Raw genomic sequence first — 26,503 nt, 5'->3', positions numbered from 1 at the left:
GGGGCGGATGGTGAAAAAACTACCGACCAGAACTTTTGCGATTTTTACGACGGGGATTTTCGGCTTTGGAGCCCGCTTCGCTGGCCTCTTCGCCGGTCATCCATTTACTCCAGGTTTTGGCGTAGTCGATGCCCAAGCCGTAGGCGCCCCCGTACTTCTTAGAGATGCGAACGATCTCGTTATAAGTGTCCGTCCGGGCCCAGTCGCGGTGAATCTCCAGCATGTATTGCAACGAGGTGATCGGTTTGGCTCCTGCCTGCACCATGCGCTGGATGGACATATCGTGGGCTTCCTGCGAAACGCCACCGCTGGCATCGGTGATCACGTACACCTCGTAGCCATCTTCCATAGCCGATAAGGCCGGGGATAGTACACAGACCTCGGTCCACAGTCCGGCGATCACCAGACGTTTATTACCCAGCCCCTCTATCTTCTTCACCACACGGGTATCTTCCCAGGTGTTCATTGTGGAGCGGTCGATGTACTCCTCTTCGTTAGGAAAAATCTCCCGGATTTCGGGGAACACCGGTCCACTGAACGAGCGGGCGGCCACGGTTGTAATCACAGTGGGCACCTCGTAGAGCTTGGCCGACTCGCTTACTAAGCCTAAGTTACCCCGGAGTTCCTCAATAGGCTGCGACTCTACGGCAAAAGCCATCTGGCTTTGGTGATCAATCAGCAATAAGGTGTGATTAGCGGGGTTGAGCAGACTCTCAGAGGCTAACTTAGGGTCATTGTTCGGGTTGGGATTGTATTGATCCCACTGGGCAAAAGCCACCGTACTGAGAGTGGCCAGGGTGATGGTTAAAATTTGCTTTCTCATTGTTATGTTATTAAGTGAAAAATGAATTGATCGTAAAAGTAATGGTGATGTTATCGGATCACTTGTCTAATGCTGAGGGAGTAGTACTTTCCTCATGTTTTGGTGTATTGTTGGCAAAACTTACTGGGTGAAACGCCTACTTCCTTTTTAAAAATCCGGCTGAAGTGCGAGGGATTGTCGTAGCCAACCGCCATGCCTACCTGTATCACCGGCTGCGCTGTTTTCAGCAGCAGTTCTTTGGCTTTCTCGATCCGGGTCAAGGTGAGGTACCGCCCCGGAGTAAGCCCGGTGGTATGCTTGAAGGCATGGTAGAAATAGCCTTCGCTCAGCCCTACCAGTTCGGCCAGCGTGATGATAGGGATGGATTGGTCAAGGTGCTCCCGAATGTACTGCTTCACGTTGGACACCTGCCGGGGAGTCATCTTGTGCTCGGGATCCGGAGTATGGGTAAGAAACCAGTCCTGCAAGCCGCGTAAATGATGGATGAGTGCTCCCAGTAAGGAATCTATGTAACTGACTTGACTGAAAACAGAAGCGGTGTGATCGAGTGTCTGCCGTAACTGCGCTCCTAGCGAACGGCTGACCGGATCGTTGAGGTGGTTTTCTACTTGAAAGCGATAGCCTAGCTGAGGACAGGGTTGTAATTGCCCAAACTCACCGTTTTTCCAGCAAAAAAAAGCGGGTTCTTTCGCGTGAGTAGCGTAACTATCTACAGACGGCTGGTTCCGAAGCAATACCGCAATACCGATCTTCTCCGCCCCAGCTTCCGGGTTATGATCCAGATAAATCAGATAGCAAGTACCGGGCACGTCTTCGGATCGTCTCCGGCGATGGGCTAGCTCGAACAGAAGCTGACCATGCTGATTGGCAGGCACCGTGCGGTAGAGGGGCGATGAGTTACGCGGGTTCATGGTATGCATGTTATTTGACTAGCCATACTCAACCCACGTGCCTGCCTGTAGTATTTTATAGTAACTAATTGATTACTAACGTATTAAGTAAAAAAATGAGGCCTTATGGTTACTACGTGGTAAAGATAAATTTGATTATATATCATCATTTGTAAATTTTTATTTGCTTATATTTCGTCACTGTAAAAATAATGATTATGAATAAGGAAGCGTATCAGCTAGCAGTAGCTATTAACACCACAATTGCCTCTGCTCGGAATCGGCATACCCTCAAGAAGTCAATCGTTGACCGGCTGCAACCGATTTTTTCCTTTCACGATATAGGACTGTTCGTGCTCTCCGAGGATCGGCAAACGCTGACCGACTGGGCGGTGCAGGACCCGGCTCTCGATCCCTCGTCCGGAAACGATTTCCACGGTCAGTTGCAGCGGCATACCTATGCTTACGAAGGGTCGGGTCTTGAAGAGCTCGCGCACCGGATTTCAGCGGAAGGGAGTCCATTGGTAGTTTCCTATCGAAAAGGATTTTTTGTAAAGCACCTGATCCAAATGTTTGGCAAGGAGGGGTATGAGCATCTGCTGAGGGAAGGGTACGACCAATTTCTGGCGGTGGTGCTGAAGAATAATCATGGGTTGAAGGGGTTTCTGTTTCTCAATTATCGGGAAAACCAATCCATCCCCGATCAGCCTCTTTCTCTGTTACCGGCGCTGGCCGACCAGCTCACTATCGCCATTACTAATATTCAGGCGACCGAACAGCTACGGGAAGAAAAGCAGTTTGAAGAAACCTTGCTGAGCATCACTGAACCAGTGGCGCGGGTGCAAGATCGTAATGCACTCTTCAAAATGATTTTTGGGAAGGTGAAGAAGGTCTTTCCGTTTGATGAGTTTGGACTTTTTCTACTGACCGAAGATGGTGAGCGGCATTATGAATTAACCCGTGCTGAAATGCATGAAGACTCCACTGTCCAGTCAAGAGTTGAAGAAAATTTTGGGGTAGACGCTCTTTACAATCATCGGGGCACTTCGGTGGAATGGCTTATGCAACAGGGGCCGGTTACGCTTAGCTTTGAAGAATTAGATGAGGTGGCTCCACATCCCCAGCATCAAATAATAATGGAAGCCGAAGTGAAACAGATCATCGGTGGCCCTTTACGATTAAGCGGTGAAGTAGCAGGCATGCTTTGTTTTACTTCTAAAGAGCAGAGCTTCTATAAGGAAGACGACTTCCCCCTATTTGAAGCACTTGTTAATCAATTAGCCGTAGCTGTTAGCAACGTACTAGCGAATGAGCAGCTTTTGGAAGAAAAGAAAAAGACCGAAGACCTGCTGGCCGTCACCGAAAGTATTGCCAACATTAATACTGGCCCAGAGCTGGTCAGAGCGATTTTCGATAAGATAAAAAAGGTTTTTCCATTTGATGATGCAGGGCTGTTCCATTTGGATTTTGAAAACGACAAAGAACGTGACCTTGTGGTTGATTATAGCTACGACACAGGGGTCAGTCCTGAAATAAAAGACGCGGGGGTTGATGGATGGTTGCCGATGAGTGGGTTAGCCCTGTTTCTATCAGAAAAACTAGATATCCATTTACCAGACGAGCTTTTCGGACGCTTTGACCACCCGCAAAAACGTTTTATTGAAAAAGCAGGGTTCCGTCATTGTATCGCAGGTTCGCTTAAACAGGGTGACCAAACAATTGGCTTACTTTGTTTTTGGAGCAAACAGGAAAATGCCTTTAATGGACAACAGCTGCTATTCAAGAGTATCACCGACCAGATGAGCATCGCTTTGAGCAATATCATTGCTAATGAGCGACTGAAGGAAGAAAAGAAAAAAACGGAAGACTTACTGTCTATTACCGAAAGTATCGCCAACATCACTAAGGGTTCGGAATTGGTGCGATCTATTTTTGATCGCTTGCAAAAGGTATTTCCCTTTGATGAGGCCGGGCTTTTCCATCTGGATTTTGAAAATAAACGAGAGCGGGATTTGATCGTAGATTACAGTTACGATAAGACGGTACCCAATAAAGAAATCAGAAGTTCGGGTCTTAGCGGGTGGTTGCCCCTTAGCCAGGCATCACAAAAAATAGCCGAAAAAACCGTAGTGCTACCTACTGAAACACTATACGAGCAATACGATCATCCTCATTTTGAATACAGCAAAAAAGTGCCTCTGCAACAGGTAATCGGTGGTCCTCTCTATCAAAGTCAAAAAACGATTGGCTTGCTCTACTTCTGGAGCAAAACCGCGGGGGCCTTCGATCACCAACGGCCGCTCTTCCAGGCCATCGCTGATCAGATGAGTGTGGCGCTGAGCAACATCCTGGCCCACGAAGACATCCAGCGCAGAGAGCGGGAAGAAGCGTTTAAACTATCGCTGGTCAATGCCCTCAACCAGCGTCTCGACTGGCCGGAAAAGCTTTTGAATGTAGCCCGCTTACTGCAAAATGCCTTTCCGTTTCACCTGCTCACGTTGACGACCGCAGATCAAACCCTGGGAGTGCCCAGCCTGGGGTTTCACCAGATTGGGGCGGATGAGTACCGCATCCTAGAGCTACCTGCACTGCTGAAGATGTTGTCGCTTAGCCCGGATCGCTTTCGTGAAACGAAGCAAAAATACCATCCTCATCGACCTACAATTCATAACGAGGATGATTACATCCGACTGACTCAACAAAACCCGGTGGAGCAAGCCCTGTATAATCGGTTCGGCATCCGCAGCCAGATGACGATCCCGCTCCGTTTGGGAAGCCACAAAACCATTGACCTAGCGTTTTATGCGCGCGAGAAAGGAACGTACCATACCGACCACCTAGCTCTTCTCCAACGCATCGCCCCTTCGTTGATCCTCGCTCTGGAGAAGCAACTGCACTACCAGGAAGTGCTGCGTCTCAACGATCTGATCGCGCAAGAAAATCAGTATCTACAGCAAGAAATCCAGGTGCGCTACAACTTTGGGGAAATGGTCGGTAATAGCACGGCGATCCAGGAAGTATTCGAGAAGATACAGCAAGTAGCCCATACCAATAGCAACGTGCTGATTACCGGCGAGACCGGTACCGGGAAAGAACTCGTCGCCCGTGCCCTGCACCAGGCCAGTCACCGAAAGGCCTACGGCTTTGTGAAGCTCAACTGCGCTACGCTACCCGCCGAACTGCTGGAGTCTGAGCTTTTCGGCCACGAAAAAGGAGCGTTTACCGGGGCTGACAAGCGACGGATTGGTAAATTTGAACTAGCCCACCAGGGAACGATCTTTCTGGATGAGATTGGTGAGCTGCCCCTGGCTCTACAGGCGAAACTGCTGCGGGTGTTGCAAGAGAGGGAGTTTGAAAGATTAGGAGGCAATGAGATCATCCGACCGGACGTACGTGTGGTGGTGGCCACCAACCGCAAGCTTACCCAGGAGGTTGCTCAGCATAATTTTAGAAGCGATCTTTTCTACCGGCTCAACGTATTTCCTATTCATTTGCCCCCCTTGCGCGAACGAAAGGAAGACATCCCCGACCTGGCTCAACATTTTATCCAGAAACACAACAAACGATTGGGGAAAAAGGTGAGAAAGCTGAGTCCGCCCTCGTTGCAAGCATTGCTTAGCTACCCCTGGCTGGGCAACATCCGGGAGCTGGAGCACGTCATCGAGCGGGCGATGATTATCGCTAAGGATACCACCTTGCCCGTAGTGCTGGAAAAAGCCCCCGTATCCGTCTCCTCGTCCGAATCGGCGGTTCCCGCTTTGAAGACCTACCGGCAGGGCGAGATTGATCTGATTATGAATACCCTGCGCTACACCGACGGCAAAGTAAGCGGGGTAGGTGGAGCGGCGGAAATCCTGGATATAAACCGAGCCACGCTAGAGTCTAAGATGCGTAAGTTTGGGATCAAGCGAGCGCACGTAGTAGCGCACCGACCAAAAGAAAAATAGCTCCACTACTGCTCTGTCAAGTTTGAAATTGAAGGTGAAGCTATTCTGATACTGTTTCTCAAGCAAGCAGCTATTGAGTTACAGGCGGCCGCCTCGCGGTTGAAAGGTTACAAGTTACCGTAACTTGTAACCTTTCAACTTGTAACCTTTCAACTTGTAACCGATAAACCTTTAAAATCAAACTTGATGAAGCACTACTACTTAGCTGATAGGCTGCTTATTGCGGTTGAGTCGTTTTTTTTGCTTTAGAGAATGCGTTGGTTTACTCCGCCACCCAGTGGGGCGACTGCCAGTACGGTTCCACCAAATGAAAAAACCAGTGATAGGAAGACTCGCCCCAAACAGTCCTACTAATAGCGCAAGTATCTGGGTAGGCCACCCTCCGATAGTGCCCATGTGGATATTCAGGTTGCTTTCCATAATATCCTGATTCTTCTCAAATTCAGCGACTAATGGTTTTTCTAGCTGCTTACCCGTATAGCGGTTCAGCACCTTATTGTCGCCGTAGAGGTGTAAAAAACGGTCATCTCGGTCAATAAGCACAAACTGTGAAGTAGCTGTATCTGCGCGAAGCGCGTGCAAGGTGAATTTATGCTTGGGAGGATACGATCGCTCGAATTCTTCGTACATGGTTTGTAAACTGACGAAAGATTGCCCCTCTTGCCGGTCCGCTTGCGGTACTGGCTGCCCTACTAGTTCGGGCGAACCCCCAAAAGCGGCTACGATAGGTTTTTCTATCCAATCGAACGACATGACCAGACCAGTCGTCACGCTAATCAGCAACAGCCAGGCGGCGTAAAAGCCGTACACCCGGTGAAAGTCGTGGTTCATTTGCTTGCCTTAGGCCGGATACTTAGGTTGGAAGGCAGATCAGGCTTCGTTTTTAGAGCGAGGCCACCAGAGAATCAACCCCAAAATAAGTTCTACCAAAAAGATCAGCGAGGCCACGCGAATAATCCACAGCCCAACCTCGCCCAGCATCAGCTGGCTGTGAAAATGGGCCACCACAAAGGCAAAGTTGGCCGAGGTAAAGTCCTCGCCAATAACTTCTGCAGTGTAGGGATTGATAAACGTAAGCTTTAGTTGGATGTCTTCTGGTCCATCTCCGGCAGGAATGCCACTGATTGGTTCGAGGTACACTGATCAAGAGCTTTGACTTCTACCAGACACTATAACATCCGTTTGCTCGGGCGGCCTATATGATGTTTGCAGTGAGCGAAGTCCACCCGTTCTTGGATGGCAACGGACGGGTGGCGCGGGTGATAATGAACGCTGAACTGGTGAAGGCAGTACAGACTCGTATCATTATTCCTACGGTGTACCGCGACGATTATATGGGCGCGCTACGACGACTAACCCGCCGCCGTGATCCACAAGCGTACGTACGAATGCTTGCGCGCGCGCTCAGGAATTCAGTGCTACCATTGTCGGTTTAGATATGGATATGATGCAACGGCAACTGGAAGAAAGTAACGCCTTTCTGGAGCATACCCAAGGAAAGCTGAGAGTAGAGCGTAGTTGATAAACCTTCAAACGTTGACTGACCGTGAAGCTATCTGTTGCCTCTACTGAGCACAGCTTACAGTAGCTTCGTCTGAACATCTCTAGTTCTGTAACAGGCCGATGGGATAGTTGAGAAAGTGAAGATGCCTTTCTTGCGTAGTCCCTTTTCCAGAAATTCTTTCACATGTTTCGTCAGCATATCGAACGGAATTTTACCCTGACGGGTGATGCCGACGTGCTTAACCACGAAGCGGAACAAGTTGCTTGGGTTGTTGGTCTCTAAGGTTTTGGTCTTGATAGATATGCGGAAGATATAGGCGAGCTGAGCCACAGAAAAGAAAATTACAATTCTTCCGCCTTCGTCTACGGTGATGTCGGCTGAGGGCAGTTACTCTTGAGCGGATCATACAGGCGGATGATGATGTTGATGTCTACTTGTTTTTTAGACTTGCCCGTTTTCTTCACAGTGGGTAGCGATTTGGATTATACATAATGTTATGCTTTTCCATTTTTTTCCTCAGATTCATGAGAGCGTAGCGCATGCAGCCTAGCGAGGTGTTGATACTAACCCCGGTAGCCTCGGCAATTTCTTTGAAGCTCATGTTCATGTAGTGGCGCGTGGTGAGCACCTGCCGTTGTTCATCGGGCAACTCCTTGATCAGTTGTCGGAGCAGCGCATGCGTATCCTTTTTTATCTGGACTGACTCCGCCGAGTCTTCGGAGAAATTAAGGGTGTTGAAGACGTGATGGCCATCTTTCATAATAATGGTGGGATAGCGCTTGCCTTTGCGGAAGTTGTCAATGGCCAGGTTGTGAGCAATACGCATAACCCAGGGAAGAAACTTACCTTCTTCGTTATACCGTTCTGACTTGATCGTATTGACGACCTTGATAAAGGTGTTTTGCAGAATGTCTTCGGCGATATACGCATCCTTGGTCACCAGATAAATCGTGGTATAGAGACGAGATTTGTGGCGGTGAACCAATTGCTCAAAAGCGCTTTCACTACCTTCCTTAAACAAGCAGACGAGTTGGCTGTCACTCACTGGATACTTCTTCATGATCTATCGTTTTGGTAACGTAGCGCTTTATCTCATACTTGTTCTTTTTTAGGTTTTACATCGCTGACCAGACACGACCTCGCGCACGCGCGTGGACAATATCGCTACTGGAAAATATCCCTTCGGAAGTCCGGATCAAACAGTTCGTCCAGGTAGCGATCTCGGGTAAAGCGGCTGTAGTTGTCCCGGCAGTCTTCTGTACCGCTTCGCATGATGCTGAGGCAGCGGTTATTTTCGTCGGCGGCTTCGCGATGAGTACGGTATAAGACGCAGTGACCTAGTTCGTGAAACACGATAAACTCGCGGAAGCGTTCGTTAGCGATACGCCAGAAGCCAGCGTCTACGGTAAGCTCGTTGGGTTGCGCCCGGTTAAAGCCACACTGTCCGGCCGTGTTCTCTTCGTCAATCTCCTCGATATCACCGGTCACCCGCGCTGCCCGTAGGTCCACGGCCACGTTGCGCCGGGCGGCTTCAGCTTCAAAGCGTTCAAAGTAAACCCACAGGGCGGTATCCACTCCCGGATAGCCTACTGGTTCTTCTACAATTACTTCTTCGGGTAAAGAAGGACGGATATCCTCTTCCTCATTCGTACACGCTACCCAGGATACCCATCCTATCCAACCTACCATCACCCTCAGACATACCATACTCAGTGTCAGATACTTCTTTTGTTTCATCGTTCAGCAAGGTTAAACTATACTGATACAACGCGCCGGGTAGTGGGTTTATCTAACACAGAAGTCGGAAGATGTAGTACGAAACTCGGTTTCTGAAAGAAATTCACTGACGAACCCGGAAAGCGGAAGGTGTCTGATGAGTATACTTTCGGAACAGGCGGTTGAAGTACGATTGATTCTGAAAACCTAATAGTCTACTTACCTCAACCACCGGCATGTCCGTAGTAGCTAGCATCACTTTAGCGAGGAACACTATTTTTTGGTGGATGTGCTCCAGCGTGGTCAGGCCGGTTTCTCTTTTGAGCATTTCACTCAGATACTTCGGCGACACGTGTAGTTGGTCGGCGTAGTCGGCCACCGACTTGGGCGATAGCACTAACCCCAATTGAATGCCCTTGAAATCTTCTCCTAGCACCATCTCAAATTTCCGGGTTAACGGAGCTTGAGAGATGATTTGCTCCCGGGAGAATTCCTGTTCGCAGTAGTGCCGATGGGAATAGAGCAATAGCAGGCGCAGAAAAGCCCGTAGGACATCCGGTGATTGACTTCCCCGGTATTCCTGTCGCATCTGTTCAAAAAGCGAGGTGAGTTGGGCCAGCGGCTCATCGCCAAGAGAACAGAACTTGATCGTATCCGACGCAAAGAAACGATACTCCTGCGGGAGCGCAAGCGCGGTGGTAGACGGAATCGTAAAGTCCTCCCCGAAGGAAACGTAGAAGCCTTTCCAATCGCGGGGAATATTCCATTGAATTACCTGACCGGGAATGACAAAAAATAATGCTGGTTGCCCTAACATATTTCGCTGTCCGTTGCTTTTGAACGTGCCGGTCCCCTCTTCTAATAGAGCTACCTGATAGAAGTTATGGCGGAAGGGAGGCATAAAAGTATTGACCAACGGCATATTATCCTCAAACCGACGAACATCGAAATCCTTCCGGGCGGGCGGGGGAATCTGAATCGCTTCGTTGTAGGTAGCAATTGAAGTAAAGTACGGCGTCATTGTGATGCTTTGCTAAGGATACTCAATCTAAAACTAAACTATAAGGTATACTCGGTTGGCTGGATACGGCCGTTGTTAAGCCAGTAGAGGACATCCATCAACAGGGTACGGGTAAACTTGAAGCGAGGACCTGTGGTGGAACGTACTTCTTTTGGATTATAAAGTCTCGTTGCCATCGCCGGGCGATCCCACTGCCCATGACCGGCATTTTGCCCAATATTAATTTTGCGAGTGTCTATACCGCGCCGCGGTGACCTCAGAACCAGGCTTCCGCTTTTTTAATTGGAGTCTTCGTCAAAACTCTACAGACTATTAATCCTTGTCAAGTTCCTGATAGATACTGATGCACTGCAGAAACCACCACCGAGCCTTCACCTACCGCTGAAGCTACCCGCTTCACCGAACCGGAACGTATATCACCCACCGCAAAAATGCCGGACAGGGAAGTCTCAAAGTCTGAGGTTTCTGCATTTACATCTTTCCCGGTAAGTATAAATCCGTGCTGATCCAGGGCCAACTGTTCGTCCAGCCATTTGGTATTAGGCCGGGCTCCGATCATGATGAATAATGCCTGAGTAGCCAACTGCTTGGCTATGCCGGTTTTCTGATCGGTAATGGTAACACCTGCTAGTTTCGTATCCCCATGAAGATCGGATACTTCTGAGTTGGTCATCAGTTCAATGTTAGCATCCTGGTGTATACGATTGGAAAGATACGAGGACATACTCTCGGCCAGGCTCTGCCCCCGTATGATCACGTACGTCTTTTTGGCGTAACGTGATAAAAACATAGCGGCCTGTCCGGCAGAGTTTCCTCCACCAATGATCGCTACGGTTCTATCAGCACAGTAGCGTGCTTCTAAATCGGTTGCTGCGTAGTAAATACCGTTCCCTTCCAACTCCTCCAGCCTATCCAGCGGTAACCTCCGGTACTGCACGCCGTTGGCAAGTACTACGGCTCTACCCTTGACGGCTTGCTCATTATCAAGCGTAATTTCATAATGATCGCCTTTCTTTTGAAGCCGGGTAGCTCTACGAGGCACCGTAATCTTCGCTCCAAACTTGATGGCCTGTATTTCTGCTTTGTGGGCAAGGTCTTTGCCGCTGATGCCTTGGGGGAAGCCCAGGTAGTTTTCGATGCGAGATGAAGTGCCGGCCTGCCCCCCGATTGCCGTATCTTCTATTGCCAACACGCTCAGCCCCTCTGAGGCGGCATAGATGGAAGCAGCCAGTCCCCCCGGGCCGGCGCCGATCACGAGCAGGTCAACTATTTGATCGGTACGCACTGCCAGGTCAAATCCGAGTGCCTCGGCCAGTTCTCGGGGAGTTTCGCAAGGTACTAAGGACTTTCCTACCACCAACGCAGCGGCTGCACCAGGGATTTCGCTGGTTTCAGAAATTTTGGATATTGCCTCAATATCCGATTTCTCTATCCACCTATATGGTAGTAGACTTCGGCTAATAAACTCCAGTATAGCAAGTGATCGTTTATTATCGCTGCTGCCGATGATCACCAAACCACCTTCTCCCCGTTCTCCCCGCTCCGCAAGTATACGTCTCCGGGCCGTAAAAGCACTCACGATCACATCCCCAATTTCCGGTACAGTGGCCAATAACAGACGTAACTCCGTAAGTGGAATCTCGATAACGGAACAAGACTCGCAAGCTACTCCCGCCAGGATGGCTTTTTGCCCCATGAGCATGCCGAGTTCTCCGATAAAGTTACCTTCCTCTATCCGTACTAATGTTTTGTTATCAAGGGCTCGATCAACGATATCCAGGTTGCCTTTTTTTAAGTAAGGAAAAAAGGTTAGCTCTTCTCCTGCCTCGAATAACACTTCATCCTTTTCCAGGTGGCGTTCCCTGCCGTGTTCTTCCATCAGTGCTTTGAATGTGTCACTCAGCTTGGGCCAGGCTTCACGCTCTAGCGGACTTCCATGCTCAGACATACGTCGGATAGATTCACTCATCGTCTACTATGGTCTTTTAAGATTTAACTATTACTGTTTTTAGAAGCGTGTACCAATCATTTTTCACTTCCTCAATAAGCCCGTAAGGCACGCACATCTCTTGGGGCAGACCATCGCTACTTTGTACGCGTCAGAGGAGCTTTAATGCCAGGATTGAAGTTCCCTAACGTGATTGGACTTTAGAGCCAGCACTTCGTATACGTCCTGTTCATTTTCAAAGCCTCTGAGGTTTGCCTTGAAAGTTTTACCTCCAACCAAGTATTCGGCAGCCTGCTCGCATACCGCATGTGACACCAGTACACTGGTTCCTACTTCTTTGTTGTAGGCCTCTATCCGGGCTGCCAAATTGACGATATCTCCAACCACCGTGTATTTTGCAGCATTGTCCAATCCAACATTCCCCATCACCGTGCCTCCATACGCGATACCCGTGCGTATATCAATGATTTTGTCAAACATGAGGGCAGCATACTTGTTGATCTCAAAGAGCCTCTCTCGCATATCAAATGCCGCACAAAGGGCATTGAGACTCGGATTTACCTCATCATTCAGGCCAAACACACACAGCAACCCATCCCCGTAGTAATCAATGATCTTACCTTCATACTGATGAACCACCTCCCCCATTTGCTGAAAGTACCGGTTCATAAAATGAATGATATCATAGCAGGGCATACCGGCAATGAAATTTGTGTAACCGGCGATATCAGTAAACATGACTGCCACGTTTCTGACCTGACCCAGTGGCCTGGTATGGTATACCCCGTCGCTGTCCGCTACTACGATCCGCTCATCCAAGTCGTCTACTACCGCCCGAGTCAGTTCTATCTCCCCCTGCGTGACCTTCGTTTGGCAGGCTAATCTTAAATGATGGGGAAATCCCAGCGTTTTCGCAACATATCGCTCTCTTTCGGTACTTTCTGTACAATTCTTCAACCCACTTCTCACAAATACTCTACACGTGGTACACAGCCCTTGACCTTTGCACCGGTGATAGAGGTCTATTCCCGTCCGCTGAGCACAGTCCAGGATGGTCTCACCCCTCTTTATTTCCAGCTCAATACCGTCTGGCTGAAAGCGAACTACGGATTTTCTCGGGTTTCCCATTACTGGTTTTACTTGCTCTTGGTTATTCATCCGGCTACCCATTTATCTCTTACCCAGCACTGCAACAATGCTAATGCTTTAGCTTGTTTAGTCTGACAAGCGGTTTATCTCAATGATGCTATGCGTGTTGCTGTTATCCGAGAACGAGCTACCATTAGTGGCAATAAATAAGCGCCCGTCTGGTGCCATGACTATATCACGAATCCTACCAAACTCCCTTTCAAAGTAGCGCTGTTCGCCCACAACTTGTCTGCCATCTTCGCTAAGTGTAATCGCAAATAGCGTCTGTTCTCTAAGGCTTGCTAAAAGTAATCTATCGGTCCATTCTGGTATCTGGTCGCTGGGATACCACATAATATCCGATGGTGCAATAGTCGGTGTCCAATCGATTATCGACTCCACAACGGGAGTGTTTAGTGCAAATGCGTTCTCATCAGGGGTGTCAATGGTACCCAGCACATTAGGCCAACCGTAATTGCCCCCGGCCTCAGTGATGTTGATTTCATCATCGGAGCTTGGACCATGTTCCGAGCTATATATCATTCCATTGGGATGAACCATAAGTCCTTGTGCATTGCGATGACCTATGGAATAGACATAGCTATTCGGGTCGGGATTGTCCGAAGGGATGCCCCCATCAAGGTTCAAACGTAACAGCTTGCCCACCAGTGAATTGACGTCCTGTGATAAGCTTGAATTCCCAATGTCCCCAGTGGTCATCAGGATAAAGCTTTCCGGTGTAATAACGATCCGAGACCCATTGTGTCTGCTTCCAGCAGGAATATTGTCCAAGAGGATAGTCTCACTCCCAAGGCTGCCATCCGTATAGGTAAACCGTGCCAGGCGCTCATTAAAGCTGCTACCATTTCTGTACGTGTAAACCAAATATACAAAGGGACTGCTGGAAAAATCGGGATGGAGTGCCATACCCAAAAGACCACTTTCGCCACTTTGTTCCACAGTACCGGTCAGGTCGGCTATCACCACTCTCTCGCCTGTTTCAGGATCGATACGGTTGACACGTCCACCGCGCTCGGTGACCCATAGAAAGTCATCTGGTCCCCATAGCATTTCCCAGGGAACACTGAGATTTGAGACCACTGTTCTGTTTGCGGCTGTCTGGTCCTGATCATCGACTGGCTCGATCGTTTCCTCATCATTGGAGCATCCAAGAATGAGCAAAATGGACAGGAGCCAAAAACTTGTTTTTAATGAATTCTTTTTCATGTTGTAAAAATCCTCTTCGGGCATTTCTTTCTTCAACCGTACAATTCCATGGGCATTTGCCCATTTTTTCCATAAATAGCCCTTATGCTATACTCCTGGCTAATGACCCATAACTCACGTCAAATACTTCCCCCGTCACCCTGGCGGTAGCATCCGTGGCAAAAATCATGGCCGCCTTCGCAACGTCTTCGGGTTCAAGATGTCCCACATCGATGGGATTACCCGGTCTGAGCATTTCTGAGACTTTATCGAAGGTGGGTGCCGGATCATTAGGCATCATCTTACTTAGGACATAAGGATTGTCGGCAAACTTGGTCTTCACCAAACCCGGACTTACCACATTGCACAGTATGTTGTCTCTTCCGTAACTCAGCGCCGCACTTTTGGCAATACCGATCACCGCCCACTTGGAAGAAGCGTAGATGGGAAAGAGTTCATTGCCCATGCGGCCTAAGGCAGAAGCGATGAAGATCATTTTTCCGGACTTTTGCTGTTTCATGATGGGGGCCGCCGCTTGGGTAGTTTTTACTACTCCTTCTACATTGATGTCATACACCACGCTGATCTCTTCCGGAGAAAATTCTTCCATGGCTCCCACCTGCGTAACACCCGCATTGGCCACCACGATATCCAGACTCCCAAAGCTGGCGACTGCTTGTTTCATGGCGTTTTCCAGGTCACCGCGGCTTCGAACATCTCCTTTGATAGCCAAACATTTCACGTTTAGCGCTTCTATTGTTGCTTGGGCCGATTGTAAATCACCCTCATTGGCCACCGCATAACCCACATGAGGGATTTGCCCGGAGGCAATATCAAAAAGGACGATATTAGCTCCGGCTTTGGCCATCTCTTCGGCAATCGCTAAGCCGATGCCTCGGGCTCCCCCGGTGATGAAAGCGGTCTTGCCGGATAGCTGATACGTAACAGGATTTTTAGCAGCTTGTGCTACTCCAGTACCTAATACAGTGGATGCGGCTACCGCCGCTGCTCCCAGCGCCCCTTTTTTGATCATGTCCCGGCGCGTCGCTTTATGGTGCTTTTCCATTCTGTGTAGTGTTTTAGTATTCGATCAATATCGATCTCCCGCTATCTCTTGGTGGATAAGATCATCCAATTGAGCAAGATGTTCTTCTGATAGAGCAACCTCCTGCGATGCCCAATTCTCCTCTAGGCGGTGTATTTTTCTGGTTCCCGGGATGGTGGCCAAGTTCACGTCTCTCGACAGTAACCAAGCCAGTGCCACCTGCGCCGGTGTGACTCCCAGGTCGTTGGTAATTGCATGTACCTGGTCTACCAATTCACTATTTTTGGCGATGGCTTCCTCGGTGAACCTGGGATTCTCTAATCGCCAATCTCCGGGTTCCAAGTCACTCCTTGAACGGATCGCCCCCGATAAAAACCCGCGCCCTAATGGACTATAGGCCACAAAGCCTATGTTGAGCCGTTTTACGGCGGGTAGAATCTCTGCCTCTACCTCTCGGGTCCATAATGAGTATTCGGTTTGAAGTACACTGATGGGATGAACACTATTCGCCCTTTCCAGGGTATCAGCATCTACCTCACAAAGACCCAGATACTTGACTTTCCCTTCTTTCACCAGTTCAGCCATGGCACCCACCGTCTCCTCGATGGGAGTGTTAAGGTCCATGCGGTGCTGATAATAGAGATCAATATGATCGGTTTTTAGTCGCTTCAAAGAAGCTTCACAACTGGCTTTCACGTATTCAGGACTTCCTTTTGTCCCGTTCCAACTACCGTCCTCACGGCGAACAATGCCAAACTTGGTGGCTAAGGTAATCTGGTCACGGCGGCCTTTCAGGGCCTTGGCCAGCAATTGCTCATTGGTGAAGGGGCCGTACATATCGGAGGTATCCCAGAACGTGCAGCCGATATCCACGGCCCGATCCAGTACCTTTACGTTTTGTGCTTCTGAGGTGGTTCCATAAAATTCAGACATCCCCATACATCCCAGCCCAATGGCGGGTACCTGTAGCCCTGCCGTTCCTAAACTGACCTTTTTCATGATGTTATCTTTTTTATGGGTTGATGAATTAAAGTGCTGGAGCGGCTTCCATAGGGTTGAGGCCGTGGGCGGCCCAAGCAAAGGGTTGATCTTGGTTCAATTGATCCAGACGATCCATATGGCTCTGAGGAATCTCAAAATCAAACAGATCAATGTTTTCCTGGATGCGTTCCGGCTTGGTACTTCTGGTCAGGATGGCGTAGCCGTGCTGTAGTCCCCATCGTAGTAGCAATTTTGCTTCCGTCACGTTTAGCTCATGGGCCACTTCGGTAATCACCCCTTGAGCCTCCTGTTTTTTCTCAGCCAGTACTTCCCCTCCCTGCCCTTCGGCCATTCTCCAATTGGCCAGCGGGGCTAGTGAGCTGTAGGCAATGGGCGCCATCGAATGTTCACTCATAAATTTGGATAACCCTGGCTGCGTGTTGATGGGATGAAATTCAATTTGATTGGCCTCGGGTTTGGGCAAACCGGCACTCAATAGCTCATGGATTCTGGTTTCATCGTAATTGGATACCCCAATGTGCTTGGTTAGCCCTAACTTTTTAAGCTCCACCAAAGCCTTCCATTGCTCTAGTCTTAGCTCAGCCAGGGGGGCATGAATCAGATACAGGTCTACGTGATCCAGTTGTAGATCAGCAAGTTGCTTTTTAAGGGTTTCAACGGTTTGCTCATAGGTTTTTTCAGGGGCATCCCACTGTTTGTTTCCGGGGAAGAGCTTGGTCGTGATAAAGAAGTCGTCTCGTGATAGGCCAGACGCCTTGAGGGCTCTACCGGTGCCTTCTTCGTTTTGGTAGCCTTCGGCCGAATCTATGTGTCGGTATCCCGCTTTCAAGGCTTCGGTGACGCTTGTTTCAGCTTCCTTAGTTGATAACTGATAGGTGCCAAATCCCACCAGCGGCATATTGATTTCATTGCGCGAATCTTTGGTCAGTGCTTTCATTTTTGCTTCGTTTAAGGTGTTAAATAATTTCTTTTACAAAAAATCTGACGCTAAGAAACCATCATAGCGACCCGGTAGCCAGGAAGCCATCTGCTTTCTGGCTCATCCCCCAAAGGTCCAGACCGGGTGGGCCGAGGCGGCAATCAGCTCACCTTCCGAGTTGGGACGCAAAAGCCGCTGCAAGAAGCTTCGGGAGTGCGTACCCAGTGCGATGACTGCCTGTTCCAATGACTCGCCGTACTGCATCAGGCCCTCGTACTCCGTGGGCGCGCTCACCACCAGCGAGGAGACGTTCTCGAGCTGGTGCTGCACGACAAACTTTTTAAGCATATCAGTGGCCGGTAGGGTTGTCGTATAGTTATCGGGAGTGTTTACCCGCAGCAGGTGTAGCCGGGCATCCAGCCACCGTTGCAAGGTCGCCAAATGATAGATAATTCGCTGATGATCCCGCTCGGGGTCTACCAGAAAGACAATATCGCGGTACGCTTCCGGGGGTGCCAGGTGGCACTTTACCGTGAGCACCGGGCAAGCGGTCTGTCGGATGAGACGATCCAGCTGGGCATCAGAAGTATTATAGCAGTCGCTGCCAAAGACCATTAGCTGGGGCATATGCTGCTGCATCTCGTCCAGTAAAGTAGGCACAGGATCGCCGACCCGAACCGTAGGAGCCATGTCAAGCGAGGGGTGCCACTGCCGAAGCGTAGCAATATGCTCTGTGACCTCAATGGTCTTTTCGGCTACTTCCTGCCGTTCATAAAAACTACTTTTGGAGTTGGTTACATACTCGCCGGGGCCGACCATGGGGCCACCCGAAGGCACCGAAGGCACGGTCGAGAACAGATGCACCGACACGCGAAGGTGCTCGGCCAGTTGGGTGCCAAAGGTGAGCGCGCACTGGCTCAGATAGGTTAAATCTAAGGGAATTAATATCGGGTTCATGATTGATTAGGGAAATAGTGAATGAAATTGAATGGTCGCCTTTAAAATCCGTACTTACCAAGCTTCAGCCACCAAAAGCGTATGCGTTTAGTGGCCGAAGGTCCAGACCGGATGAGCGGACGAAGTAATGAGCTGGCTCGCGGGGTCGCTACGCAGCAACCGCTGAACGAAGCTGCGGGAATGCACCGCCAGTGCTAAAAAAGCGTGATCCAACGACTGGCTGTAGCGCAGCAGCCCCTCGGTCTCGCTTTCATCGTCCCACAGCACCGGGTGGGCATGATCCAAACCGTACTTGATCCGGTAGCGATCCAGTGTTTGTGTCGCCGCTTTGGTGGCCGTAAACCGGTTCGGCGTATTTACCCAAAGCAGATGAAGCCGGGCGTTGAGCCAGCGTTGCAGTACGATCAGGTGACTTAGCACCTGACTATCGTCCCGCTGAGGGTCTACTAGCAAAACCACATCCCGGTAGGAGGTAATCTTGTCTAAACGGCACTTCACCACCAGCACCGGACAGGTTGATTCCCGGATAAGCTGCTCCAAAGCATGATCAGAAGCATGAAAGCAGTCACCGCCGATGATCACCAGATCAATGGCTTGCTGTTCAATCTCGTCAAGCACGGTGGGCAGTGGGTCGCCGACCCGCACCGTGGGGGCGATATCCAACGCGGGAAACCACTGTTGCAATTCGTCCTGGTGCTCTTCTACTTGGCTAGCTTTGATACGAAGTAGTTGCTGTTGGTAGAAATGGCCCATCGAGTCCGGCTCGTACTCTCCGGAGCTTACCCGAAACCGCCCCTGACGAGGGGGCTCTACTACAGAAATCAGGTGTAAGCGCGCTTGCATCAGGTTGGCCAGTTGAGAACCAAACTCTAAAGCGCATTTACTCAAGTAAGTAAGGTCCAGCGGAATTAGTACAGTACTCATGGTAAAAATTGTAAGGTATAGTCAAGTATTATTGTATTAGCTGAAAGAATATCAAACGACGGTGTACCCCCTCAACTTAACGAAGGATCGGTGCTCGCAGCAATCATGGTAAGTGAATGCTTCGGCATCCTGAGTCGAAAACACCCGGATCGTCGCTGAATCGCCCGCCTTGAGCAACACCCGGTCGTGCGCCTCGCTGTAGTGCAGCCGTCCGCGTAGTACAGTCCCGCTTACAGTTTTTACCTGCCCCAGGGTGCTACTGCTGGGGTGGAATGTCGTACACCGCCCGGCAACCTTCTACGGTGAATACGGTCACTAAAAAAATGGTCGTGTAGCTCATAAAAAAATTAGTTTCGTAAGCAAGCTAGCTGAATACTACGCAGATGTGCTTATTCTCTTCCAGAAACAGCCGTGAAAGTAGTTGCCAGAAAGGGCTACCCCCAAAGAAATAGCCTTTCATTCGTACTGGTGTCCTCGGCACTAGCTAGCGTAGCCGTTGTTCACGTAGATGGTCTGACCGTTGAGCCACAGTGCTTGCGAGGTGGCTAGCATGGCTACTACTGGCACTATATCGTCTTCCTTCCCCAGCCGCTTAAGTGGTGCCATATTCGTAGCGTATTCTACCGACTGAGGGTTTTCTTCTCCATGGAAGAAAGAGTTATCGAGCGGCCCGGGAGCTACGTTATTTACCGTAATACGGCGAGGGCCCAGCTCATTGGACAGGGCCATGGCCATCTGCTCCAGCCCGGCCTTAGAGCCGGCGTATACCCCGTAGTTAGGAGTTTGCCCAGCGGTGATAGAGGAGCTGATGTTGATGATACGTCCCTCATCGCGAATACGTTTGGCGGCCTCCCGCAGTACCAGGAAGGTGCCCCGAAAGTTGATGTTCATCACCCGTTCAAACTGCTCGTCGGTGATTTCAGCGATGGGTGCCTTTTCGATAGCTCCGGCACTGTGTACGACGATATCGACTCCGCCCAGTTGATTTTCGGCGATATCAAAGAGCTTTTTTACGTTGTCAGCTTGCCCCAGGTCGCCAACCGCAATGGCCGTCTTAGCACCGTGTTTTTGGCATAGCTTGGCTGTCTCTTCGGCCTGGTCTTGGGTGGGGGGTAGGTGATGGTGCACCACTACATCGGCCCCCGCCTCCGCCAGGGCGATGGCGAAGCCCTTTCCCAGGTTAGCACGGGCACCGGTGACGATGGCTACTTTTCCCTTCAGTTCGTTTTTGGCCAGGGACCAGCCCGCTGCAGTTTTGGCGGATAGGTTGGTGCCGGTGGCAACTAATCCTACTGTGCCCAGGGCCATTCCCTTGAGGGCTTCACGACGATTATTATGAATACTACTCATTGGTTTAGTGATGTAAGAATGGATAGATTGGACTTACAAAAACATACCGCCCGAAGCTTCCAAGCGCTGACCAGTGATCCAGCGGGCTTCGTCGGAACATAAAAAAGCGATGACGCCGCTCACATCTTCGGGTTGCCCCACCCGGCCGAGGGCCGTTTGCTGCGCCAGCATATCCTTCATTTGGGGGTTGTGCTCAAAAGCCGGTGCTGTAAAGTCGGTCTCAATGACCCCGGGGGCCACCACGTTGGCGGTGATCTTCCGATCGCCCAGCTCCTTCGCCAGGTAGCGGGTGAACACTTCTACGGCTCCTTTGGCCGAAGCATAAGCACCGTAACCGGGGAATGAGAACCGCGCCAGCCCGGTAGAAATATTGATAATTCGTCCGCCGTCGGCCAGCAGGGGAAGGGCGCGTTGGGTCAGGAAGTATACACCTTTGAAGTGGACGTTAAACACCTGATCGAAGGTCTCTTCGCTGGTTTGAGCAATCAAAGAATGGCTGTCAATACCGGCGTTGTTGATCAAAAAATCAAATTGTTGTCGTTCCCAACGTTCCTGAAGCACGCTCGTGACCCGTTCGGCAAAATTATCAAATGAGGCGTGGTCGGCCACATCCAGCGGCAAGCCCACCGCCTGACGTCCCACTTGCTTGATGCGCTCTACGGAAGCCTCTGCCTCGTCGCGGTTGCTTCGGTAGGTCAAAATAATATCGCTGCCCGCTTCGGCTAGCTGAAGGGCGTACTGGGCACCTAAGCCCCGGCTTCCGCCGGTGACCAAGGCAACTTTTCTATCTAGGTTAAACATGATAGGGATAAGGTTAGGTAAAAAATAAAATTGTTTAATAGCAGCCTACCCTATATGATACCAAAAACATCAATAATCTACAGAAAACAAATAAAGGGCTGACTATCAATACATTAGTATATAATAAGAATTTTTTTGGTGGGTGGAAGTAAAGAATACCCGGAAATTATCCGGTAAATAAGTCAAGGAATCCCCGATAACTTCGTGCTTTTTCTGGCAATCGTCACTGCTACGGTGTAGTTTGCGAGCGAACTTCGTAATCTGTCAATACTTTCCAAACAGCTAAGGGGCCCTAATATTATGATAAACGATTTCCGTCTGTTGACCCGCCTGAGCACCGCCATTGCCAGCACCCGCGACACGACCGAGCTGCTCCGCACTATCGTCACCGAACTACAGTCGGTATTTGGGTTCTACGACATAGGTTTGTTTGTGGTGAACGAAGCAGAAGACTACTGCTACGATCTAGCGGTGTTAGATCCTTCTATTAGTCCATCAGCGGCTAACTTGTCGCAATCTTACACGGATTATGCGAAGCGGCTGTACTATCATGGCTCACCCATCGAGTTTATGGTACAACAAAGTATCACCGCAGAAGGGCCGGTGCTGCTCGACTTTGCTGAATTGACGAAACAGTTTGCCGACTATCCGGCCGCCGACGTCTTAGCGCATCTTAAGTTTCGTGACTGCCTAATTACCACCCTACAGGCACGCAGCGAACTGATCGGGATGTTTTGCTTAAATAGCCTAGAGAAAGATCACTTCCGCCCCGAGCAGTTTGCTTTGTTTCAGGCGGTGGCCGACCAGGTGGCCGTAGCTCTGAGTCATGTGCTGGCTAATGAAGAAGTGCTCGCCCAGAAGCAACGGATAGAGCAACTGCTCACCATCAGCCAGGCTATTACCGAGGTAAAAGACCGGAAGCAATTGCTTAAGACCATCTACGAGCGCATCAGGCCCATCTTCCCCTACGACAGCTACGGCTTGTTCGTACTCACCGAAGATAAGCAGTATCACTACGAGTTGGTTGACGCTGAGGTGATGGATGATGATCCTACGATGATGGCTATTGAGCAGCAGTACGGAGCTCATCATCGTTATGAGCACGCTGGGTCCAATGTGGAACACTGGATGCAGGCAGGGCCAGGATTGTTTCGTTTGGCTGATCATATGAATCATCCGCAGGCTTCCATCGCCTACCAGCTAGGCTGGCGCCGACTTATCGCGGGGCCTTTGACCTACGGCGGGGAAGCCATCGGGATGTTGTGCTTCGCGAGTGAACAGGAAGACTTCTACACCGAACAGCATCTACCGATGTTTGAAGCAATCAGTGAACAGGTGAGCGTAGCTGCGGCCAATGTGCTGGCTAATGAACGGGTACTAGCCCAAAAGCAACGGATAGAGCAGTTGCTTACCATCAGCCAGGCCATCACCGAAGTGCAAGACCGAAAGCAGCTACTCAAGACGATCTACGAGCGCATCCAGCCCATCTTCCCCTACGACAGCTACGGCTTGTTTGTGCTCACCGAAGATAAGCAGCACCACTACGAACTGGTGGATGCCGAAATAGTAAATTTTTGGGTCCAAGATGCTATTGAGCAACAGCACGGAAGGCATTACCGCTATCATCATCCGGGTTCAGTAGTAGACACGATGATGCAACAGGGATCCGGATTGTTTTTGATAGAAGACTTCTTAAATGATCATCCGCAACTACCGATGATGCACGATGCTGGACTACGACAAATGATTGGCGGACCGCTGACTTACGGAGGAGAGGCGATTGGAATGATCTGCTTTAATAGTAAGCAGGAAGATTTCTACACCGAAACGTATCTGCCACTGTTCACCGCCATTGCCGAGCAAATGAGTGTGGCGGTGGCCAACGTGCTGGCCAATGAACGGTTAGTGGAAGAAAAGCAGTTCAAAGAAACCCTACTGGGTATCAGCGAGGCGGTGGCCAGTATACACGATCGAAAACAACTACTCAAGACGATATTCGAGCAAGTCAAACCCATCTTTGGCTTTTATGATGTAGGGCTCTTTGTTCTCGATGAAGAAGGAAATGTTTCGGATTGGGCAACGGTAATGCCTGAAATATCTGAATCTGTGGTAAATGAAGCGGTCAATCAATCCGGTGTAGAGAAAATACCCTTTAAGGACTCTGCCCTGGAATGGGTTTTTAATCAGTTGCACGAAGCCCGTGGGCTAATGATACTGCCTTATGAAAAAATAGCATTTGACCGTTTTCCCGATTATTACCAGTTTCAGGCGATTCAAGCAGTTGGCTATCAAGAATCCTTAATGGCTTTACTCAATATTGGGGGAAAACACATTGGGATGCTCGCATTCAACTCATTGGAGGCTGATTTCTTCTCAGCATCTCAGTTTCCACTTTTTCAAGCCATTGCCGACCAGCTAGCGGTAGCCGTCAACAATGTGATGTCTAGCGAAAAAGTGCTTAAACGTGAACAAGAAAAAACCCAGTTGCTCAAGATTACCGAAGGGGTGACCCGTCTGCGCAGCTTGCCCGAGTTTTTACAATATGTGATGGAGATACTTCAGCCCATCTTCCGGTTTGAGGATGTTGGTGTGTTTTTACTATCAGAGGAAGGCCAATTTCATAGTGATGTTGCCGGAATATACCCTAATATTTCAGAATCAGCCTTAAGCTTCAAGATTGTCGAGCAGGGAACCAAGAAGGTCCACCATCCAGATTCGCTCATCGAGTGGATGATGGCGGAAATAGATGCCAGTGATAGGGTGAAATTGTTTGACTTTAAGGAACTAAACAAAAAGTTTCCTGACTATTACCAGTTCCAACTCTATGATTTTCCAGATGATGGTTATCGCGATTGTCTGGCAGCCAACCTAAGAGTGGGCGATCGTACATTGGGTATGTTCTGTATCAATGCAAAAGCGATCAATTTTTTTCCCCCTGAGCAGCACACCCTGTTCAAAAATGTAACCGAGCAGCTTTCAGTAGCCGTAGGCAACATCATGGCCACCGAACAACTGTTAGAAGAAAAACAGTTCAAAGAAACCCTGCTGGGTATCAGCGAGGCCGTAGCCAGTATCCAGGATCGCCAGCAGATGTTCAAGGTGATCTACAACAAGGTGTCCCCCTACATTCCTATGGACTACCTGGCTGTTATCGTGTTGGATAATCAGGACACGTCCTGGCAAGACCTGGTCTCTTCTAAGCATCACTTTGATCCCCAGGACCCGCGTAGTTTGATGGCCGTCGGGCTGGCTGGGTTTCATCCCGTAGATTCCATGACGCGCAAGACTACCCAACAGACAGGCATCATCACCAAAGAAGAATTGCTTGCGTACCAGGACTTTCCGTTGTCCGACTTTATAGAGCGGTCACCGGTTCAGCACTTTATGTATACGCCGCTAAAAACGGCGAACAAAGTATTCGGAAGTCTGATTCTCAACTCGTTCCGGAAGAACGCGTACAACGAAGCTTACTTTCCTCTTTTCCAGGCCATTGCCGATCAACTGGCCGTTGCGGTGAGTAACGTACTGGCGAACGAGCAAATACGGCAAAAAGCTGATGAAAAGGCCCTAGAGGTAGAGCTCATTAAAGCACTGGAGCTGCATGACGGTTTGCCTGAGAAGTTTGAGGCCATTGCCGACATTTTGCAAAATCATTTATCCTTCCGGATGATCGGCTGTACTACCGCTGATACTGCTCAGCCGTTTTGCCATTACCTGATGGCTACTGGAAAGGGAGAATATCAGGTATTGGATAAGGGCAAGCTGATTGATTTACTCGCTCTTTCCAACCAAGATTTTTACAAGCTACAGCAGCAGCGCAAAAGGTATCATACACTTACTGACTTTCCCGAAGGAGGCACAACTGAACTACTGGCTACCCATATTGCTAATAAATGGCAGATGGGGAGTATACTCTCCCTCTCAGTTCCCCTATCCCAGCATACCAATGCATACATTGATCTTTTCGCCCAAAAGAAACAGGCCTATAGCACAGAGCAGCTTACCTTAATGGAAAGGCTTGTGGACACGTTGGCCCTGGCCCTGGATCGGCAGCTCGCCCAAATAGAGATAGCCCGGCTAAATGACCAATTGCGTCAGGAAAATGAGTACTTGTTGGAAGAGGTCACCCGTAAGTACCACTTCAGTGAGATTATCGGTCAGAGCGATAGCTTACAACGCATGTTCCGCCAGATTGAGCAGGTCGCTTCTACGGATGCCACGGTGCTGGTGCAGGGCGAGACCGGCACGGGCAAGGAGTTGGTCGCTCGGGCCATCCACCAAGCCTCGCCCCGTAGCCAGCACCTGCTGGTGAAGATCAACTGCGCGGCCATCCCTGAGTCTCTCTTTGAAAGTGAGTTGTTTGGCCACGAGAAGGGAGCCTTTACCGGGGCGATGCAGCAGCGGATTGGAAAGTTTGAGTTGGCGCACCGGGGCACGGTTTTTCTGGACGAAATTGGAGAGCTGCCGCTCAGCATGCAAGCCAAGCTGCTGCGGGTGCTGCAAGAGCAGGAGTTTGAACGGGTGGGGGGCAACATCCCTATCAAATCGGATTTTCGGGTAGTCGCGGCGACTAACCGAACCCTGCTCGAGTCAGTCGCAACCGGTAAGTTTCGGGCTGACCTTTACTATCGCCTCAGTACCTTTCCGATTGGTTTGACGCCCTTGCGCGAGCGGCCGGAAGATATTCCGTTGCTGGCTGAGCACTTTGCCCGGCAGTACAGTCGCCATATCGGGCAGCCATACCGGGGCTTCACCAAGGGGGCAATGCGCACGCTGAAGCATGGTGACTTTCCGGGCAATGTCCGTGAACTGCGCAACATAGTCGAGCACGCGGTGATTGTCGCCAGCGGTCGCAAAATCGATGGGGTGCTTTCTAAGATGATACCCAGCGCGAAGCCGGTGCTATCCGGAGCATCTCCGCTACCCCCTTCTGACCAGATCACGGAAGCTTACATCAGTGAGCAGAAGGATGCGCTGGAACGGCAGGCACTGCTCAAGGTGCTGGAAGCTACCCATTGGCGTGTTCGTGGAAAAAAAGGGGCTGCTCAAATGATCGGACTCAACCCTTCTACGCTGGAATCGCGGATGAAGAAGCTGGGCATCGAGCGGTGAGGGGTAAAACCAGCGAGGCTACGATCCCACTTTGCGAAAAGAAAGCTTTTGTTCGTGTTGTCTATGTAAAATGCTTACACCAGTTTTGTTTGACAGTGCTATCAATAGGCACCTTAACTTGTGCTTACTATGCTACTGCTCAACTGTACTGTAAAATGAGTGTTTATTGGTGCACTACAGCAAAGCCAATTCACAATAGCAAACGTGTAC

At 49.9% G+C, this 26,503-nt stretch carries 18 protein-coding genes and 2 pseudogenes; 3 read left to right on the top strand and 17 right to left on the bottom strand.

All coding sequences use genetic code 11. From position 1 onward, the window contains the following. Nucleotides 1–19 precede the first annotated feature (19 nt). On the bottom strand, nucleotides 20–823 hold the full coding sequence (locus tag P0M28_RS07715) for a hydrolase (protein WP_302209159.1): 804 nt from the start codon (nucleotides 821–823) through the stop codon (nucleotides 20–22). A gap of 92 nt (nucleotides 824–915) precedes the next feature. Beyond that, complete coding sequence (locus P0M28_RS07710; RefSeq protein ID WP_302209157.1) at nucleotides 916–1,734, bottom strand: helix-turn-helix transcriptional regulator; 819 nt, start codon at nucleotides 1,732–1,734, stop codon at nucleotides 916–918. Between the two features lie 197 nt (nucleotides 1,735–1,931). Between P0M28_RS07710 and P0M28_RS07705 the strand changes: the two genes are divergently transcribed. Next, nucleotides 1,932–5,660: a sigma-54-dependent Fis family transcriptional regulator gene (locus P0M28_RS07705; protein WP_302209156.1), complete on the top strand. Its 3,729-nt coding sequence runs from the start codon at nucleotides 1,932–1,934 to the stop codon at nucleotides 5,658–5,660. A gap of 201 nt (nucleotides 5,661–5,861) precedes the next feature. On the opposite strand, the pseudogene P0M28_RS07700 reads toward P0M28_RS07705, so the two are convergent. Continuing rightward, nucleotides 5,862–6,800: pseudogene (locus P0M28_RS07700) on the bottom strand (PepSY-associated TM helix domain-containing protein). A gap of 47 nt (nucleotides 6,801–6,847) precedes the next feature. Between P0M28_RS07700 and P0M28_RS07695 the strand changes: the two are divergent. Next, nucleotides 6,848–7,096: pseudogene (locus P0M28_RS07695) on the top strand (Fic family protein); the annotation flags it as partial. Nucleotides 7,097–7,239: 143 nt separating this feature from the next. Here the strand turns inward: P0M28_RS07695 and P0M28_RS07690 are convergent. From P0M28_RS07690 to P0M28_RS07625, 14 genes are all read right to left on the bottom strand, one after another. After that, nucleotides 7,240–7,494, bottom strand: coding sequence for a hypothetical protein (locus P0M28_RS07690; RefSeq protein WP_302209155.1), 255 nt, complete (start codon nucleotides 7,492–7,494; stop codon nucleotides 7,240–7,242). A 130-nt stretch (nucleotides 7,495–7,624) separates the two neighbouring features. Continuing rightward, on the bottom strand, nucleotides 7,625–8,224 hold the full coding sequence (locus tag P0M28_RS07685; RefSeq protein WP_302209154.1) for an RNA polymerase sigma factor: 600 nt from the start codon (nucleotides 8,222–8,224) through the stop codon (nucleotides 7,625–7,627). Between the two features lie 104 nt (nucleotides 8,225–8,328). Continuing rightward, on the bottom strand, nucleotides 8,329–8,901 hold the full coding sequence (locus P0M28_RS07680; RefSeq protein WP_302209153.1) for a hypothetical protein: 573 nt from the start codon (nucleotides 8,899–8,901) through the stop codon (nucleotides 8,329–8,331). Between the two features lie 103 nt (nucleotides 8,902–9,004). Next, on the bottom strand, nucleotides 9,005–9,901 hold the full coding sequence (locus P0M28_RS07675; RefSeq protein ID WP_302209152.1) for an AraC family transcriptional regulator: 897 nt from the start codon (nucleotides 9,899–9,901) through the stop codon (nucleotides 9,005–9,007). Between the two features lie 322 nt (nucleotides 9,902–10,223). Further along, on the bottom strand, nucleotides 10,224–11,870 hold the full coding sequence (locus P0M28_RS07670; protein WP_302209150.1) for an FAD-dependent oxidoreductase: 1,647 nt from the start codon (nucleotides 11,868–11,870) through the stop codon (nucleotides 10,224–10,226). 141 nt (nucleotides 11,871–12,011) lie between these two features. Next, entirely contained in the window at nucleotides 12,012–13,007 is a 996-nt protein-coding gene (locus P0M28_RS07665; protein WP_302209148.1) for an adenylate/guanylate cyclase domain-containing protein, read from the bottom strand. Between the two features lie 57 nt (nucleotides 13,008–13,064). Then, nucleotides 13,065–14,240: a PQQ-dependent sugar dehydrogenase gene (locus P0M28_RS07660; protein WP_302209147.1), complete on the bottom strand. Its 1,176-nt coding sequence runs from the start codon at nucleotides 14,238–14,240 to the stop codon at nucleotides 13,065–13,067. 46 nt (nucleotides 14,241–14,286) lie between these two features. Beyond that, a complete protein-coding gene (locus P0M28_RS07655) occupies nucleotides 14,287–15,249 on the bottom strand; it encodes an SDR family NAD(P)-dependent oxidoreductase (RefSeq protein WP_302209146.1) in 963 nt (320 codons plus the stop codon). A gap of 24 nt (nucleotides 15,250–15,273) precedes the next feature. Then, the gene (locus P0M28_RS07650; protein WP_302209145.1) at nucleotides 15,274–16,227 is read right to left on the bottom strand and encodes an aldo/keto reductase; all 954 of its coding nucleotides are present in this window, start codon (nucleotides 16,225–16,227) and stop codon (nucleotides 15,274–15,276) included. Between the two features lie 28 nt (nucleotides 16,228–16,255). Continuing rightward, a complete protein-coding gene (locus P0M28_RS07645; protein ID WP_302209144.1) occupies nucleotides 16,256–17,167 on the bottom strand; it encodes an aldo/keto reductase in 912 nt (303 codons plus the stop codon). A 102-nt stretch (nucleotides 17,168–17,269) separates the two neighbouring features. Next, nucleotides 17,270–18,106, bottom strand: coding sequence for a universal stress protein (locus P0M28_RS07640; protein WP_302209143.1), 837 nt, complete (start codon nucleotides 18,104–18,106; stop codon nucleotides 17,270–17,272). Between the two features lie 87 nt (nucleotides 18,107–18,193). Beyond that, nucleotides 18,194–19,030 (bottom strand): universal stress protein, encoded by an 837-nt coding sequence (locus tag P0M28_RS07635; protein WP_302209141.1) that lies wholly within the window; start codon nucleotides 19,028–19,030, stop codon nucleotides 18,194–18,196. Between the two features lie 480 nt (nucleotides 19,031–19,510). Beyond that, on the bottom strand, nucleotides 19,511–20,380 hold the full coding sequence (locus tag P0M28_RS07630) for an SDR family oxidoreductase (RefSeq protein ID WP_302209140.1): 870 nt from the start codon (nucleotides 20,378–20,380) through the stop codon (nucleotides 19,511–19,513). 33 nt (nucleotides 20,381–20,413) lie between these two features. Continuing rightward, entirely contained in the window at nucleotides 20,414–21,181 is a 768-nt protein-coding gene (locus P0M28_RS07625) for an SDR family NAD(P)-dependent oxidoreductase (RefSeq protein ID WP_302209139.1), read from the bottom strand. A gap of 300 nt (nucleotides 21,182–21,481) precedes the next feature. Here P0M28_RS07625 and P0M28_RS07620 point away from each other — a divergent pair, with 300 nt between their 5' ends. Beyond that, complete coding sequence (locus tag P0M28_RS07620; RefSeq protein WP_302209138.1) at nucleotides 21,482–26,293, top strand: sigma 54-interacting transcriptional regulator; 4,812 nt, start codon at nucleotides 21,482–21,484, stop codon at nucleotides 26,291–26,293. Nucleotides 26,294–26,503: the final 210 nt, after the last annotated feature.

The organism is Tunicatimonas pelagia (genome assembly GCF_030506325.1).
Taxonomy (GTDB): Bacteria; Bacteroidota; Bacteroidia; order Cytophagales; family Cyclobacteriaceae; genus Tunicatimonas; species Tunicatimonas pelagia.
Note: the sequence above shows the minus strand (reverse complement) of the source record. Positions and strands in the feature narration are given on the sequence as shown.